This window comes from Actinokineospora cianjurensis, from assembly GCF_003663795.1.
Taxonomy (GTDB): domain Bacteria; phylum Actinomycetota; class Actinomycetes; order Mycobacteriales; family Pseudonocardiaceae; genus Actinokineospora; species Actinokineospora terrae.
Genome location: NZ_RCDD01000004.1, coordinates 1 through 15,111 on the forward strand (window position 1 = coordinate 1; position 15,111 = coordinate 15,111).

The following is a 15,111-nucleotide window of genomic DNA, read 5'->3' on the forward strand; positions in this document are numbered from 1 at the left end:
GGCCAAGCGAGCCCCGCCGGATCCGGCGCCCACCGCCCCGTGGGCGACAACCCCGTTGGTTACACACCTTGATGCGACGGCCGAAGGCCAAGCGAGCCCCGCCGGATCCGGCGCATGTCGCCCCGTGGGCGACAACCCCGTTGGTTACACACCTTGATGCGACGGCCGAAGGCCAAGCGAACCCCGCTGGTTCAGGCGCCCACCGCCCCGTGGGCGACAAACCAATTGCTTACACACTCGACGTGAGGGCCGAAGGCCCGAGCGAGCCCCCGCTAGATCGGGCGCCCACCGCCCCGTGGGGGCCTGGGGGGTCGCCCCCCAGAAATAACAACAGCCGACCCGGTCCACGTACTGTGTGGACATAGGTCGGCTGAGGCTGTGCGCCGCCAGGGACTCGAACCCCGAACCCGCTGGTTAAGAGCCAGCTGCTCTGCCAGTTGAGCTAGCGGCGCTCGTCAGGATCTCTCCTGCTGACGGGTGAAAAGTTAGCACAGGGTGTCGGGGGGACAGAAATCAGGGGGGTGGCTAGTCAGTTCGCAGGTGTCACTCCATCGTGTCTGGGTGGTCGGGCACACTGGTGGTAGAGGTCGAGGCTCGGGCGTGGAGCAGGAACGGCAGGTCAGGTATGTCCAGGGGTGGGCGGGCGTTGGTCGGGTTGGTGGGCGTCGCGGTGGTGGCGGTCGCGGGGTGCACGGCGGCTGAGTCCGCTCAGGTGGGTGATCCGAGTGTGGCGGGTTCCACAGCGAGCGCGACCAGGACGACGTCGACTCCGGCTCCGGTTCCGCTCGCGTTGGCGTTGACCCCGGTGGACAGGGCGGCGGATATCGCGCCTGGGGAGCCGGTGACGGTGGCGGCGACGGGCGGGAAGCTCACGGCGGTGGTGGTCGCTGGTCAGGATGGTCGTGTGGTCGCTGGCGCGCTCGCGGCCAATGGTGCGAGTTGGCAGAACAGCGAGCCGCTCGGCTACGGCAAGACCTACACGACGACCGCGACCGGGCAGGACGCGAAGGGCACCGCGAGCACGGTGACGTCGACGTTCACCACGGCGAAGCCGAGGCGCCAGACCGCGCTGTCGATGAACCCGCTCGACGGCCAGAAGGTGGGTGTCGGTCAGACCTTCGCCTTCTACTTCGACTCCGTGATCACCGACAAGGCCGCCGCCGAGAAGGCCATCCAGGTCACCGCGTCGCCCGTGACCGAGGGCGCCTTTTACTGGTTCGACGACAAAGAGGTGCACTGGCGGCCGAAGGAGTACTGGAAGCCCGGTACGACCGTCACCGTCAACGCCGCGATCTACGGCAAGAGCCTCGGGAACGGTGTCTTCGGCCGAGAGGACCGAAAGGCGACCGTCACCATCGGAGACTCCGTTGTCGCTGTCGCCGACGGTACGACCCACCAGATGACGGTCACCGTCAACGGTGCCGTCGCCCGCACGATCCCGGTGTCGCTCGGCAAGAAGGCGCACGAGACCCCGGTCGGCACCTACACGGTGATGAGCGAGCACACGAACTACGTGATGGACTCCTCCACCTACGGCGTCCCCGCCGACTCGGCCGCCGGTTACCGCACCAAGGTGGCCGTCGCGACGCGGATGTCCAACAGCGGCATCTTCTACCACTCGGCGCCGTGGTCGGTGCGCGACCAAGGGGTGCGCAACGTCAGCCACGGCTGCATCAACATGTCCACAGAGAACGCTGCCTGGTTGCAGAGCATCTCGAACAAGGGCGATGTGATCGTGGTGCAGAACTCCGGTGGACCGGTGCTAGAGGCGTGGGACGGGCTCAGTGTCTGGCAGGTGCCGTGGGAGACCTGGAAGGCAGGCGGCAAGAAGTAGCTCTTACGGCGAGGTGACCCGGATTTCCTCGGGTCCCACCGTCACGTGGTCGCCGGGGTGCACCTGCCTGCCGCGGCGGAACTCGCGTTCGCCGTTGACCGCGACGTCCCCGGCGTCGAGCAGGTCCTTGGCGTGACTGCCGTCCTCGGCGATGCCCGCCAGCTTCAGCAGCTGGCCGAGCCGGATCATGTCGTCCCGGATTTCCACGTCACGCATGCGGTGCACCCTAGGGCCGGACGAGCAGGTGCCCCCACCCGGGACAGGGTGGGGGCACCTGGGGTCGATCAGTGGATCAGCCGGTGTAGCCGGTGATCCAGCTGCGGTGCGCGACGACGTCGGTGTAGATCGACGGCGCCTGGGCGCACTGGGAGCCACCGCCGGAGCGGCTGGTGGCGCCGGTCAGCTGCCACCCGCCACCGGCGGAGATGATCTGCGGGCCGCCGGAGTCGCCGTAGCAGGCACCGGCGCGGCCGCCGGGGTTGTTGGTGCAGATCTCGATCGAGCCGGAGATGCCGGAGCACCGGGAGTCGGCGACGACCGAGGTGTCGAGCTGCTGCAGGGTGACCGGCGCGCCGCAGCCGCCGGGGGCGGGGCAGGTCTGGCCCCAGCCGATGATGCGGCTGGCCTGGCCGGTGGCGCCCGAGCTGGCGGCGATGGCGACCGGGGCCTGGGTGACGCTGGTGCTGAGCTGGATCAGCGCGATGTCGTAGCTGGTCCGGTAGCTCGGGTGCACGATGATCCGCGACGCCCTGGCGACGGTGCCGCCGCTGGTCCGGTTCGTGGTGCCGACGCGCACCTGCACGCTGCTGGCCGAGCGGCCCTGGACGCAGTGCGCCGCGGTGACGATCCAGTTGGCCTTGATCAGCGAGCCGCCGCAGAAGTGGCTGCCCGAGGTGCTCTGCAGGGACGCCATGAAGCTGTAGGTCTGGGTGGCGTTGCCGCCGCCCACGATGGCCGGGGTCATGACCGGGTCACCGTCGGGTGCCGCGGTGGCCGCCGCGGGGGCGGCGATCGCGGTCGCCGCGGCGGCCAGCAGGCCGAGCAGCAGGGAACGGACCTTCATTCGGCACTCTCCTTCCGCACCGGGGCCCTCGTCCCGGTGACGAGGAGAAAAGTAGGTAGCACTCAGTGCCCGTCGCCAGGGGCCAAGCAGCGTCCACAGTTACCAAAGGTGCTGTACCGGTCACCGGGAAACCCGCCCGAAACACATTCGCCTGTCCGAATACATCGCCCCAACCACCCGAAACACCTGCGTATTGGTCTGGTAACCCAGCTCACTCGGCGAGTCGCGGGGCCAGGAGGGGCGCGAAAAAAAGGTGCCCGTTGTCCGATTACCGGACGGCGAGCCCACGCTGGGTCCGCCGCCCACCGCCCCGTGGGCGACAAACCAATTGCTTACACACTCGACGTGAGGGCCGAAGGGCCGAGCGAGCCCCCGCTGGTTCAGGCGCCCACCGCCCCGTGGGGGTCCGGGGGGCTCGGCCCCCCGGGAATGACAAAGCGACCCATGTCCGCGCAGTTCGCGGACATGGGTCGCCTGTCGCGGGTGAGTGACGGGACTTGAACCCGCGACTTCCTGGACCACAACCAGGTGCTCTACCAACTGAGCTACACCCACCATCGCACCGCTGGGGCAGGCCCCGTGGTGCTCGAACATCGTAGCGTGCCCGGTAGCGCCCTCTGAAACGGGTTACGCCTTGGGCTCGCTGACGGCCTCCGCGACCGCCTTGGCCTCTTCGGTCGACGGTCCGGGCTGGGGAACGAACGCGGTGCCGCGGTAGTAGCGCAGCTCCCGGATGGACTCGCGGATGTCGGCGAGCGCGCGGTGCGCGAGGCCCTTGTCCGGCTGGGCGTAGTAGACCCGCGGGTACCAGCGGCGGCACAGCTCCTTGATCGACGACACGTCGACCATCCGGTAGTGCAGGTGCGCGTCGAGGGCGGGCATGTCGCGGGCGATGAAGCCGCGGTCGGTGGCGATCGAGTTCCCGCACAGCGGCGCGACCCGCGCGTCCGGCACCCACTCGCGCACGTAGTCGAGGACCTGCTGCTCGGCGTCCGCGAGCGAGAGCGCCGACGCGCGGACCTCCTCGGTGAGCCCCGAGCGGGCGTGCATGTCCCGCACCACCTCGGGCATCGCGGCCAGGTGGTCGTCGTCGGCGTGGATGACCAGGTCGATCCCCTCGCCGAGGATGGTGAGCTCGGAGTCGGTCACCAGGGCGGCGATCTCGATCAGGGCGTCGCGCCCCAGGTCGAGCCCGGTCATCTCGCAGTCGATCCATACCAGCCGGTCGGTCACCTGCGGGAGCTTAGTCCGATGGGGAATCGCCACCCGCGCGCTCACCCCGGTGGACTCCGCCCGCGCGCCGGGTGCCCGCGGCGTTGGGCCGGGTGGAGTACGCCCTGTGGCGGGTTGCCCTGGCATGGATCACCCTTGACGGCATGGGCAAGGACGTCGAGTCCACCGAGTTCACCAGGGCCGACCGGGCGCGGTTCCGGCAGAAGGTGCGGCGCTGCCTCGACGTGTTCGCGCAGATGCTCTCGGAGTCCCGCTTCGACGCCGACCGGCCGATGGCGGGCCTGGAGATCGAGCTGAACCTGGTCGACGGCACCGGCGACCCGGCGATGCGCAACGCGCAGGTGCTGGCCGCGATCTCGGACCCGGCGTTCCAGACCGAGCTGGGCCAGTTCAACATCGAGATCAACCTGGCGCCGCAGCGGCTGGGCCCCGGTGGGCTCGGCGCGTTCGAGCGGCTGGTGCGCGCGGACCTCAACGAGGCCGAGGCGAAGGCGGCGCGGCTGGACGCGCACATCGTGATGGTCGGCATCCTGCCCACCCTGCGCGCGCAGCACACCAGCGCGGCGGCGCTGTCGGCGAACCCGCGCTACAAGCTGCTCAACGAGCAGGTGCTCGCTGCCCGCGGCGAGGACCTGGAGATCAACATCGGCGGGGTGGAGCGGCTGGTGGCCTCCGCCGACTCGATCGCCCCGGAGAGCGCGTGCACCAGCGTGCAGTACCACCTGCAGGTCGCCCCGGACGACTTCGCCCGGTTCTGGAACGCCAGCCAGGTGATCGCGGGCGTGCAGGTGGCGCTGGGGGCCAACGCCCCGTACCTGTTCGGCAAGCACCTGTGGGCCGAGACCAGGATCGCGCTGTTCGAGCAGGCGACCGACACCCGCCCGGACGAGCTCAAGGCCCAGGGCGTGCGGCCGAGGGTGTGGTTCGGCGACCGGTGGATCACCTCCATCTTCGACCTGTTCGAGGAGAACGCCCAGTACTTCTCCGCGCTGCTGCCGCTGACCGACCCCGAGGACCCGGTCGAGGTGCTGGCCAGGGGCGACATCCCCGAGCTGCACGAGCTGCGGCTGCACAACGGCACCGTCTACCGCTGGAACCGGCCGATCTACGACGTGGTCAACGGCCGCCCGCACCTGCGGGTGGAGAACCGGGTGCTGCCCGCGGGGCCGTCGGTGGTCGACACGATGGCCAACGGCGCGCTGTACTTCGGCCTGGCCCGCGCGCTGGCCGACCAGGACCGTCCACTCTGGACGCAGATGAGCTTCTCCGCCGCCGAGGACAACTTCCACGCCGCTGCCCGCAACGGCATCGAGGCGCGGGTGTACTGGCCGGGGGTCGGCGAGGTCCCGGTGACCGAGCTGGTGCTGCGCCGCCTGCTGCCGCTCGCGTACGAGGGCCTCGACTCGTGGGGCGTCGACCCGGCCGAGCGGGACCGGCTGCTCGGCGTGATCGAGCAGCGGTGCATCACCGGCCGCAACGGCGCCACCTGGCAGGTCGAGACCGTGCGCGCGCTCGAGGAGTCGACCTCGGTCGACCGGCTCCATGCCCTGCGCGAGATGGTGGGCCGGTACCGCGAGCACATGCACACCAACGAGCCGGTGCACACCTGGCCGATCAGTCCCTGACCAGGAACTGCCCGATCAGGTCCGGGAGTGCCGCGTCGGCGAGGTCGAGACCTTGGTCGTCGCCGATGTCGAGCACCGCGTAGCCGCTAGAGCCTGCCGCGGTGATCGCGGTGAGGGTGAACACGCGCGCGCGGCGTTGGAACAGCGTGCGCGTGATCTTCCAGCCGATGATGCCGTTGCGGCGTAGCGCCACTGTGCTGCGGTCTAGGGAACCGGAGCGGGCGACGAGGTAGTCCTCTGTGAGGGTGTGGCCCAGGTTGCGGTACCGGTCCAAGCCGAGCGCGACGGACACCGGGATCAGCACGGCCGCGGTGATCCACGGCCAGTCGGGCCAGTTCGCCGTTTCGGCCAACACCAGCAGGACGGCGGCAAGCGCGACCGTTGGCACGACCGCGCGCACGACCCTGCGAACCTTGGCGCGTGCGGGGTGCCGGGTGAGTGGCGCGGAGGTAGGGGGCTCGCTGGTGGCTAGGACGTTGGCGGTGACACGGTCCGCTTCGATGCGCGGGGCCGGGGGAAGCAGGAGACTGCTACCGCCGACCTTGTTCAAGCCCGTCGTCACGGCGGTAACCCGTGCACCCTTGCCCGCGCGCAGCAGAAGGGGTTCGTGCAAGACCGCACCGCGCAGCCGCTTCTCCTCGATGGAGACCGAGCGGGTCGTGAGAAGTCCCCGGCGCACCCGGACGGTCCCGTCGGGTTGGCGGGTCAGCCGGTAGTCGTGGTTCTGCAAGAGGTACCCGGCCAGCGACGCCAGCACGGACAGGACGATCACGAACACCGCCGCCACGGGCACGACCCGCAGCGGGTTCGCGTGGCTGACCCAGCCGAAGATCTCGCGGATAGCGCCAACCTCGGAGAACCGGAAGTCGAGCTCACTGGCCAGGTTCATGACGAAACCCACCACGATGCCGATCGAGATGAACCCCGACACCGTCAGCGGCGCGTAGCGGTACCAGCGCTTGTCGAGCTGTGCGATCGGGACGCCCTCGTCGTCCTCGTCCTCGGTCTGCGCCACCTTGCGGAGTAGGGCCTGCCGCAGCCGCTCAGCCTCAGCGGCGGTGACAGCGTCAAGCGTGACGGTCCCCTCGCCGGGTGTGCGTTCCTGTTGCCCGGTACCGACGCGCACCGCGGATAGGCCAAACGCGCGGTGCCCGAGCTTCGCCGTCAGGTCTACCGTGCGGATCCGGTCGCGGGGGATCGACCGGCGTTGCCGGAACACGACGCCCTTGTGCAACTCGACCTGGGTCTCGGTGATGCGGTACTTGGTCGTGAGCCACGACAGCAGGCCGTAGCCGATGATCAGTCCCACCACGCTCGCGCTGGTGACCACCCGCCAGGTGTCGAAGTTGCCGAAGAACACCAGCGCGGCCAGCGGCGGCAGCAGGCCGATCAGCTCGTTGAGCGGCCGCACCACGATCATCCTCGGGTCGAGCCGCCCCCACTCGGGTGCGCTCACGTCGCGTCCCCCGGCGTCGCCTGCGTGGTCGCGGCCAGTTCCTCGACCACCCGCGCGGCCACGTCGGCGTCCAGGTTCTCGATCTTCACCGGTCCCTGGGCGGACGCGGTGGTGACGGTGATCGTCGACAGCTTGAGCAACTGCTGCAACGGTCCGCGCGCGGTGTCGACGGTCTGGATGCGGGAGATCGGCGCGAGCCGCCACTCCTGGGAGACCCAACCGCTCCTGGTGAAAACCGCGTCGGCCGTCGTCTCCCAGCGGTGCACCCGGTAACGCCACCTGGGCATCACAGCCGTGTGCACTACCCCGATCACGGCGGCCGCGACGAGCGTCACCCGCAGCCACCTCGGCGCGCCATCTATCACCAGCAGCGCCACCGCTTCCGCCGCCACGACCACCACCCAGAAGATCGCCGCACGCAGCGTCCACAGCAGAACCGCGCGCTTGCTGACCAGGTTCGCGGGCGCCCGCAACCGCCACTCCGACTCGCTCACGAGGCACAGTCTGCCCGGACCGCGCGTCCGTCGACGTCCGACTCGGGTATCACCGCCCGCTCATCCGAGCCCGGGGTCGTGTCGCATGTTGGCGAGTAACCGGTCGCGTGGGTGTATGGGGACATTCCGAGATCTCGTCACTTTTGTCGTCACGTGTCGTTACCGTCCGCGTCATCACCTAGTCGGGTTCGTCGACCCGGCGGCGGCGTGGTTGGAGAGGTTGGTGCGGTGAACAACCACCGGGAGTGGTCGGTCGGCTGTCGCGATATCGCGGGGAGGCGCCGGGACGTGACCGTGTTCGTGCGGGGTGGTCGGGTGGTGCTGGTGGCGCCGCCGGGGGAGACGGCGGTGTTCTCGCCGTTGGACGTGGGCAGGCTGCGGGCCGCGCTGCGCGACGCCGTGGTGGACGCCACGGTCGAGGAGTAACTCTTCCTACTTTAGAGTAGGTAATGGCAGACTCCAGGCCGAGGAGGCGTGGAGATGGCAACCTACTTCGTCACCGGTGGCACCGGGTTCCTCGGCCGCAGGCTGGTCGAGCGGCTGGTGGCCCGGCCGGGCACGAGCGCGGTGCACGTGCTCGTGCGGCAGCGGTCGATGGACCGGTTCACCGCGGCGGCCCAGCACTGGAGCCGCCCCGACCTGGTCGTCCCGGTCATCGGCGATCTCGGGGAACCCGGTCTCGGCGTGGCGGTCGAGACGGTGTCCTGCGCGGTCGACCACGTCGTCCACCTGGGTGCGGTGTACGACTTCACCGCCCAGGAGGCCGACAACCAGCGGGCGAACGTCGCGGGCACCCGGCACGCCCTGGAGTTCGCCGAGGCGGTCGGCGCGGGCCTGTTCCACCACGTGTCGTCGATCGCCGTCGCCGGTGATCACCGGGGCCGCTTCACCGAGCGGGACTTCGACCTCGGGCAGCGGCACCACTCGCCGTACCACGCGACGAAGTTCGCGGCCGAGCGCCTTGTCCGCGAACAGGACCGCGTGCCGTTCCGCGTCTACCGCCCCGCCGCGGTCGTGGGTGACTCGCGCACGGGTGAGATGGACAAGGTCGACGGCCCTTACTACTTCCTGCCCGTCTTGACTCGTCTAGCGCGGTTGCCCAAGACGCTTCCCTTGGTACTACCGGACTTGGGCGGCACCAACGTCGTTCCGGTCGACTACGTCGTAGACGCCATGACCCAACTCATGCACGCCGACGCGCCCTCGGGCACGACCTACCACCTCACGCACAATGGCAAGCAGCGCGTCACGGATGTCTTCAACGCGCTAGCGACAGCTGTTGGGGCGCCCCGGGTTCGGGCGAGCCTGCCGGTCAGATTGCCTCGGTTGCGGGCTACCAGGCCGGTTCCCGCCGCAGTACTCAACGAGCTGGGCGTGCCTGCCGAGGTTCTCCCGCATCTGGATCTACCGACGGTGTTCGACTCGACGGCGACTGTTGAAGCCCTCGGCGGCATAGAGCCGCCCGACTTCGCCTCTTACGCTGACGTCCTCGTCCGCTACTGGGCCGAACACCTTGACCCCGAGCGCGCCTGGCACGACTCGCGCTCCTTGCGGGGTAAGCGAATCGTCATCACCGGAGCCTCTAGCGGTATCGGCCGTGCGACGGCTCTTGCGGTGGGGGAGCGCGGGGCAACGGTGTTGCTTGTCGCGCGTAGGCAGGCCGAACTGGAAGAGGTGCGTGCCGAGATCGAGCAAGGTGGCGGCACCGCGTCGGTCCACCCCTGCGACCTGACCGACTCGGACGCGGTCGACGCCCTGGTCAAGGACCTCGGTGTCGTCGACATGCTGGTCAACAACGCGGGACGCTCGATCCGCCGCGCCGTCCACCTCTCCGTCGACCGCCTTCATGACTACGAACGCACCATGGCGCTGAACTACTTCGCGCCACTACGACTCACCCTTGGCCTGCTCCCGGGTATGCGCGCTAGAGGCTTCGGGCGGATCGTGAACGTCACGACCATGGGGTTGCAGACAGACACACCGCGCTTTTCCGCCTACCTAGCGTCGAAGGCAGCTCTAGAGGCATTCGGGCGTGCGGCAGGTCGCGAACTGCTCACCGACGGAGTCACCATCTGCGCCGTCCGCATGCCGTTGGTCCGAACGCCGATGATCCGCGCCACCGACGCGTACAAGGCCATCCCCGCCACCTCGCCCGAGTCCGCCGCCAAGCTCGTCCTGCGCGCGCTGACCAGCGAGACCGAGGTCGTCCAGCGGTCCGCGGGCCTGGCGATGGAGCTACTGCGAGTGCTCGCGCCCGGCCTGGCCCGCCAGGTCCTCAACCTCGCCTACCGGCTCACCGGCGAGTCCGCCCCCGAGGCCAGGACCGGCCCCGAGCGCCCCCTGCCCGTCCTCGCCACCGCCCTCGTCCGACCGCTCTGGCGCGGCCTGCGGCGCTGACGGCCGCATCAGCGCGAACGTCGCGATCCCACCCACCGACAGCACCGCGATCACCACCGCCATCGGCAGCGCCGTGCTCCCGCCACCCAGCCCCACCAGCGGCGAGGCGATCCCGCCGATGACGAACTGCAGCACGCCGATCAACGCCGACGCCGCGCCCGCGTCCCGCCCGTGGTCGGCCAGCGCCAACGCGGTCGAGTTCGGGCTGATCATGCCGACGCAGGCCACGGACACGAACAGCGCGATGAGCAGCCACCACAGACCCATGCCCCACACCACCGCGGCCAGCACCCCGGGCCCGCCGACCGCCGCCACCACCAACCCGGCCACCAGCAGCGCCCGCGGCGCGAACCAGCGCAGCAGCAGCGAGTTCAGTTGCGCGACCAGCACGATCCCCAGCGCGTTCGCGCCGAACACCAGGCTGTACTGCTGCGGGCTCAACCCGTGGATGTCCTGGAGCACGAACGACGAGCCCGAGATGTAGGCGAACATCGAGGCCAGCACGCACCCCGCGGACACCGCGTACGCCACGAATCCGCGATCGGACCCGATCCTGGCGTAGGCGCGCAGCGTGCGGCGCAGATCGGCCTTGCCGCGGTACTCCTTCGGCAGCGTCTCCGGCAGCCACAGCAGCGTCGCCACCATCAGCAGCGCGCCGAGCACGGCGAGCACCACGAAGATCCCCGACCAGGACGTCCAGCGCAGCACCTGCCCGCCGATGATCGGCGCCAGCATCGGCCCCAGCCCGTTGACCAGCATCAACGCCGAGAAGAAGCGGGCCATCGCCGCCCCGGAGAACAGGTCGCGCACCGCGGCCCTGGCGATCACCACCCCGGCCGAGGCCGCGACACCCTGCGCGAACCGCAGTACCACCAGCGGGTACACCGAGGGGGCGAGCGCGCACGCCAGCGAGCTGACCACGTACAGCCCGAGCCCGAACAGCAGCGGCCACCGCCTGCCCCGCGAATCCGACCACGGACCGGCCACCACCTGGCCGACGGCCAGCCCGATCATGAACGTGGTCAGCGTCAGCTGCACCGGCGCCGGACCGGTGCCCAGACTGGCCGCGAGCTCGGGGAACGCGGGCAGGTACATGTCGATGGACAGCGGGCCGAAGGTCGACAGGCCGCCCAGGATCAGCGCGAGGCGGACCCTGCTGGGCGCGGGCGGGGCGGACATCCGCTGATTCTATGAATGCCGAACCGGGATCCGTGAGCCCGAAGTGGGCCGGTAGGACGAACACCACGTGGCGGTGCGTAGTCACGCGTGCGGGTGAGGCGATGCGGCCACTCGGGTGTGGTTGACGGTAAACGGGTGAACTCTTCACCTGGGCGGAGGACACTGGGGTTGCCATTCGTGACCGGGTCGCGCGCGTCGCCGCTGATCCGACCGGCGGCTTGACACACTGGAGGTCGGGTCGAGGAGCGGGAGGGTGCCATGGCCGAGTCGATCGACGCGGTGTTGGTGGAGGCCGCGCGGCTCACGGCGACCGGTCGCCCCACCGAGGCCGTCGAGGTGCTGCGCCCGCTGCTGGTGACCCACCCCGACCACTCCGAAGCCTGGTGCAGGCTCGCCGCCGCCCTGCTGGACGCGGGCGACTACCAGCTCTGCCTCGACGCGGCCAAGCGCGCCATCACCCTCGGCGAGCGCTCGTGGGCGCACCGGCTGGCCAGCCTCTCGCTGGCCGAGATGGGCCGCCACGACGAGGCGATCGTGTCCGCCAGGGAGGCCGCCCGGCGCGACCCGGGTGACTGGCGGTCGCTGGTCACCCTGTCGGAGGTACTCGGCCCGGCCGCGCCGGAGGAGTCCCTCGCCGTGGCGCTCGGCGCCGTCGACGCCGCCCCCGAGGTGCCGCGGGTGCACGAGGTGCTCGGCATCGCCGCCGCCCGCGCCGGCGACGACGACCTCGCCCGCCGCGCCTACACCGACGCACTGCTGCTCGACCCGGGCAACGCCGAGGTCAGCGCCAGGCTCGACGCACTGCCCCAGGTGCCGCTGCGCCGGAGCGCGCCCGCGGCGAACGGGTTCGCCCGCAGGCTCACCAGCGGCGGCGCCGACTACTCGGCCCCGCGCCCGACGGTCATCGACTCGACGGTGGTGGAGTCCAGAGTGGTGGAGTCCAGGGTGGTGGAGTCCAGGTCGGCCGACGCGGGTGCGGGTGCTGGGGGAGTCGGGGTCGGTGGCGCTCCCGTGCGCGGTCGTGCTCCCGTGGACAGGGGCGCGCGTGTGGATGGTGGCGGTCTCGCGGACAGGGGCGGTCCCGTGGATGGTGGCCCCCTCGTGGGCGGTGGCGCTGCCGCAGACGGTCGTGTCGTCGCCGACGGTGGCGCTGCCGCGGACGGTCGTGTTGCCGCGGACGGTCGTGTTGCCGCGGACGGTGTTCTTGCCGCGGGCAGTGGTGTCGCCGACGGTGGTGTTGTCGCCGATGGCGAGGAGCAGGCCGAGGACAGGTGGACGGTCGAGTCGGAGTGGCGGCAGCGGATGTCGGCCGTGTGGCCGGTGCCCGCCAAGCCGGTGGACGCGGAGATCGAGCCGGTGATCCAGGTGGTCGCCGACCCCGGGTTCGCCGTCCACCGGGGCCGCGCGTCCGCCGATCGCGGTCCTGCCGACGACCACCCCGCCGAGGACGTCGGCGAGGTGCGGATCGGTGCCAGGCCCCGGCCCCGCAGGCGCACCAGGGAGATCCCGGTCGCCGACGAGCCCGCTGCCCCGCCCCGGCCGGTCGCCGCGCGGCCGACGCACACCGGGTTCACCCGCGCCAAGCGCGTGTCGCTGTGGTTGGTCCTGCGCCGCTGCTCCGGCTGGCTGGCGATTGGGGGATTTGTCCTTTTAGTGGCCGGAATGCCGTCGCCGAGCCCGCTGCTGGTCTGGTTCGCCCTGGCGCTCCTGCTCATTGTCACCGGGGCGGCGGCTTTTGGTTACCGCGCCATTCCGGTTGTCGACCGCCCCACACCGCGCGAACTCGCCGACCACGCCCCGCTCATCGCCCTCGCCGCGGCCCTGACCGCGTTCGGCCTGGTCGTGCTGGGTGTGTGGACCCTCGCCCTTGCCTTCGGCGCCACCGGGACGCAACTGCTGGTGACCGCGATCGTGCTCGGCGTGGCGCCCGGCGCACTCGCCTGGTTCGGCCTCTGGCGAATACGGACCGCCTCCCGATAAGGTGCGCGGGTCAGTTTTCGAATGGGAGCCGCGGGCGGGGGTCGCCGCGGATTTCACCCGAGTTCGCTAGGGGACACTCGTGCGTGGTTTAGCCGCTTTGCTGATGGTCTACGGCTTCGGTTCGGCGCTGCTCAGCTTCACCAGCTTCCAGTTCCGCATCGTCTCCTGGGCCGATGCCTACCAGCCGGGCGCCGGTCTCGGCATCGGTGCCCTCGGCCTGCTGATCCTGGTGCTGGTCATCGCCTTCACCAAGGAGAAGCCCGCCGAGCCCGCCCCCGCGCCCCTTCCCCCGCCGCCCGGCTACTCCTACGCCCCGCAGCAGGGCTCCGGCCAGACTCCCCAGCCCGGCTACGCCCCGCAGCCCGGTTACCCGGCCCAGCCCGGTAACCCTGCCCAGGCCGGTTATGCCCAGCCTGGTTATGCCGCGCAGCCCGGGTTCCAGCCTCAGCCCGGTGCCCCCGCGCAGCCCGGTTACCCCGCCCAGGGCGGTTACCCCGCGCAGCCCGGCTACCCGCAGACCCAGCAGCCTGGTTACCCCCAGCAGCCCGGGTTCCCGCCGCAGCAGAACTACGGCCCTCCGCGCTAGTCCCCGCCGTTCTCCTGGCGTCCCGGGTGGACGCGGTGTCAGACTCACCGCGCTCGGATGACCCCGGACGGTGAGGTTCGCGATGGCAGGGCACGCGCAGTACCAGAACGAGATCTACCTGCGGGGCCTCGCCGACGAGGTGCCGCCGTTCACCACGGACGCCACCCGGCTGGAGGCGGTCGCCGAGGCGGTGATGGAGCCGGGGCCGTTCGGGTACGTCGCCGGTGGCGCGGGCTCGGGGGACACCGTCCGCGCGAACCGCGCCGCGTTCGAGCGGTGGCGGATCGTGCCGAGGATGCTGACCGGCGCCACCACCCGCGACCTGTCGACGACCGTGCTCGGCACTGCGATGCCCGCCCCGGTCCTGCTCGCCCCCGTCGGCGTCCAGGGGATCGTGCACCCGGAGGGCGAGCTGGCGGTCGCCCGCGCGGCGGCCGCGCTCGACGTGCCGATCGTGCTGTCGACCGCGTCGTCGTACCCGCTGGAGGACGTCGCCGCCGTCGGTGGGCCGCGCTGGTTCCAGCTGTACTGGCCCAACGAACCCGAGGTGTGCGCGAGCCTGCTGCGCCGCGCGAAGGACGCGGGCTACACGGCCCTGGTCGTCACTCTCGACACGTGGACCCTCGCTTGGCGCCCGCGCGACTTGGACCAGGCGTACCTGCCGTTCCTGCGCGCTTGCGGTGTCGCCAACGCGTTCACCGATCCGGCGTTCCGCGCGGGCCTGGAGAAGTCGCCCGAGGAAGACCAGGCGATGGCGATCCTGCGCTGGGTGTCGCTGTTCACCGGCACCGACAAGCGCTGGGACCAGCTGCCGTTCCTGCGCGAGCACTGGGACGGCCCCATCGTCCTCAAGGGCATCCAACACCCCGACGACGCCCGCCGCGCCGCCGACGAGGGCATGGACGGCATCATCGTCTCCAACCACGGCGGCCGCCAGGTCGACGGCGCCCTGGCAGCGCTGGACGCCCTCCCCGCGATAGCCGCCGCCGTAGGCGACCGCCTAGAAATCCTCTTCGACTCCGGCATCCGCACCGGCGCCGATGTCATCAAGGCCCTAGCCCTAGGAGCCAAAGCAGTTCTCCTGGGCCGCCCCTACATCTACGCCCTAGCCCTAGCCGGAGAACAAGGAGTCCGCCACACCCTCCGCAGCCTCCTAGCCGACCTAGACCTCACCCTCGCCCTGTCCGGCCACCAAACCCCCGCCACCCTGACCCCCAACACCCTCCACCGCACCTAGCCCCACCTCCACAGTGGACACAACTCT

At 70.6% G+C, this 15,111-nt stretch carries 13 protein-coding genes, 2 tRNA genes and 1 pseudogene; 7 read left to right on the top strand and 9 right to left on the bottom strand.

Annotation, left to right across the window (positions count from 1 at the left end; all coding sequences use genetic code 11):
• Window positions 1-379: 379 nt before the first annotated feature.
• Window positions 380-452: transfer RNA gene (locus CLV68_RS22630), tRNA-Lys, on the bottom strand.
• Between the two features lie 256 nt (window positions 453-708).
• Window positions 709-873 (bottom strand): hypothetical protein, encoded by a 165-nt coding sequence (locus tag CLV68_RS36035; RefSeq protein ID WP_425454881.1) that lies wholly within the window; start codon window positions 871-873, stop codon window positions 709-711.
• Window positions 874-877: 4 nt separating this feature from the next.
• On the opposite strand from CLV68_RS36035, the gene CLV68_RS22635 reads away from it, so the two are divergent.
• Window positions 878-1,834 (top strand): L,D-transpeptidase, encoded by a 957-nt coding sequence (locus tag CLV68_RS22635; RefSeq protein ID WP_425454877.1) that lies wholly within the window; start codon window positions 878-880, stop codon window positions 1,832-1,834.
• A 3-nt stretch (window positions 1,835-1,837) separates the two neighbouring features.
• Here CLV68_RS22635 and CLV68_RS22640 read toward each other — a convergent pair whose 3' ends face one another.
• The 4 genes from CLV68_RS22640 to orn form a co-directional block, all read right to left on the bottom strand.
• Window positions 1,838-2,050: an RNA-binding S4 domain-containing protein gene (locus tag CLV68_RS22640; RefSeq protein WP_121392948.1), complete on the bottom strand. Its 213-nt coding sequence runs from the start codon at window positions 2,048-2,050 to the stop codon at window positions 1,838-1,840.
• A gap of 76 nt (window positions 2,051-2,126) precedes the next feature.
• Window positions 2,127-2,897 (bottom strand): S1 family peptidase, encoded by a 771-nt coding sequence (locus tag CLV68_RS22645; RefSeq protein WP_092774628.1) that lies wholly within the window; start codon window positions 2,895-2,897, stop codon window positions 2,127-2,129.
• A 482-nt stretch (window positions 2,898-3,379) separates the two neighbouring features.
• A tRNA-His gene (locus CLV68_RS22650) sits at window positions 3,380-3,452 on the bottom strand.
• A 72-nt stretch (window positions 3,453-3,524) separates the two neighbouring features.
• Window positions 3,525-4,130 carry an oligoribonuclease gene (orn, locus tag CLV68_RS22655; protein WP_121392949.1) on the bottom strand — a complete coding sequence of 202 codons (606 nt, stop codon included), beginning with the start codon at window positions 4,128-4,130 and terminating at the stop codon, window positions 3,525-3,527.
• A 143-nt stretch (window positions 4,131-4,273) separates the two neighbouring features.
• Between orn and CLV68_RS22660 the strand changes: the two genes are divergently transcribed.
• Window positions 4,274-5,755: a glutamate-cysteine ligase family protein gene (locus CLV68_RS22660; RefSeq protein ID WP_121393359.1), complete on the top strand. Its 1,482-nt coding sequence runs from the start codon at window positions 4,274-4,276 to the stop codon at window positions 5,753-5,755.
• Here CLV68_RS22660 and CLV68_RS22665 read toward each other — a convergent pair.
• Window positions 5,745-7,211 (bottom strand): PH domain-containing protein, encoded by a 1,467-nt coding sequence (locus CLV68_RS22665; RefSeq protein WP_246010059.1) that lies wholly within the window; start codon window positions 7,209-7,211, stop codon window positions 5,745-5,747. The genes CLV68_RS22660 and CLV68_RS22665 overlap by 11 nt on opposite strands.
• Window positions 7,208-7,705 carry a PH domain-containing protein gene (locus tag CLV68_RS22670; RefSeq protein WP_246010060.1) on the bottom strand — a complete coding sequence of 166 codons (498 nt, stop codon included), beginning with the start codon at window positions 7,703-7,705 and terminating at the stop codon, window positions 7,208-7,210. The genes CLV68_RS22665 and CLV68_RS22670 overlap by 4 nt, the downstream gene beginning before the upstream one ends.
• Window positions 7,706-7,933: 228 nt before the next feature.
• On the opposite strand from CLV68_RS22670, the gene CLV68_RS22675 reads away from it, so the two are divergent.
• Window positions 7,934-8,131 carry a hypothetical protein gene (locus CLV68_RS22675; RefSeq protein WP_092774633.1) on the top strand — a complete coding sequence of 66 codons (198 nt, stop codon included), beginning with the start codon at window positions 7,934-7,936 and terminating at the stop codon, window positions 8,129-8,131.
• Between the two features lie 54 nt (window positions 8,132-8,185).
• Complete coding sequence (locus CLV68_RS22680) at window positions 8,186-10,102, top strand: SDR family oxidoreductase (protein WP_121393360.1); 1,917 nt, start codon at window positions 8,186-8,188, stop codon at window positions 10,100-10,102.
• Here the strand turns inward: CLV68_RS22680 and CLV68_RS22685 are convergent.
• Window positions 10,100-11,281 (bottom strand): annotated as a pseudogene (locus CLV68_RS22685) (multidrug effflux MFS transporter); the annotation flags it as partial. The gene CLV68_RS22680 and the pseudogene CLV68_RS22685 overlap by 3 nt on opposite strands.
• A 258-nt stretch (window positions 11,282-11,539) precedes the next feature.
• Here CLV68_RS22685 and CLV68_RS22690 point away from each other — a divergent pair.
• The 3 genes from CLV68_RS22690 (at window position 11,540) to CLV68_RS22700 (ending at window position 15,084) form a co-directional block, all read left to right on the top strand.
• On the top strand, window positions 11,540-13,261 hold the full coding sequence (locus CLV68_RS22690; protein WP_121392952.1) for a tetratricopeptide repeat protein: 1,722 nt from the start codon (window positions 11,540-11,542) through the stop codon (window positions 13,259-13,261).
• Window positions 13,262-13,340: 79 nt separating this feature from the next.
• Window positions 13,341-13,847: a hypothetical protein gene (locus CLV68_RS22695; protein ID WP_147460135.1), complete on the top strand. Its 507-nt coding sequence runs from the start codon at window positions 13,341-13,343 to the stop codon at window positions 13,845-13,847.
• Window positions 13,848-13,929: 82 nt separating this feature from the next.
• A complete protein-coding gene (locus tag CLV68_RS22700) occupies window positions 13,930-15,084 on the top strand; it encodes an alpha-hydroxy-acid oxidizing protein (protein ID WP_121393361.1) in 1,155 nt (384 codons plus the stop codon).
• The last annotated feature ends 27 nt before the right edge of the window (window positions 15,085-15,111 follow it).

Bases quoted from the DNA above. Each gene is read 5' to 3' on its own strand.
- CLV68_RS22640 (WP_121392948.1), bottom strand. From the start codon at position 2,050: ATGCGTGACGTGGAAATCCGGGACGACATGATCCGGCTCGGCCAGCTG.
- CLV68_RS22645 (WP_092774628.1), bottom strand. From the start codon at position 2,897: ATGAAGGTCCGTTCCCTGCTGCTCGGCCTGCTGGCCGCCGCGGCGACC.
- CLV68_RS22660 (WP_121393359.1), top strand. From the start codon at position 4,274: ATGGGCAAGGACGTCGAGTCCACCGAGTTCACCAGGGCCGACCGGGCG.
- CLV68_RS22680 (WP_121393360.1), top strand. From the start codon at position 8,186: ATGGCAACCTACTTCGTCACCGGTGGCACCGGGTTCCTCGGCCGCAGG.
- CLV68_RS22690 (WP_121392952.1), top strand. From the start codon at position 11,540: ATGGCCGAGTCGATCGACGCGGTGTTGGTGGAGGCCGCGCGGCTCACG.
- CLV68_RS22700 (WP_121393361.1), top strand. From the start codon at position 13,930: ATGGCAGGGCACGCGCAGTACCAGAACGAGATCTACCTGCGGGGCCTC.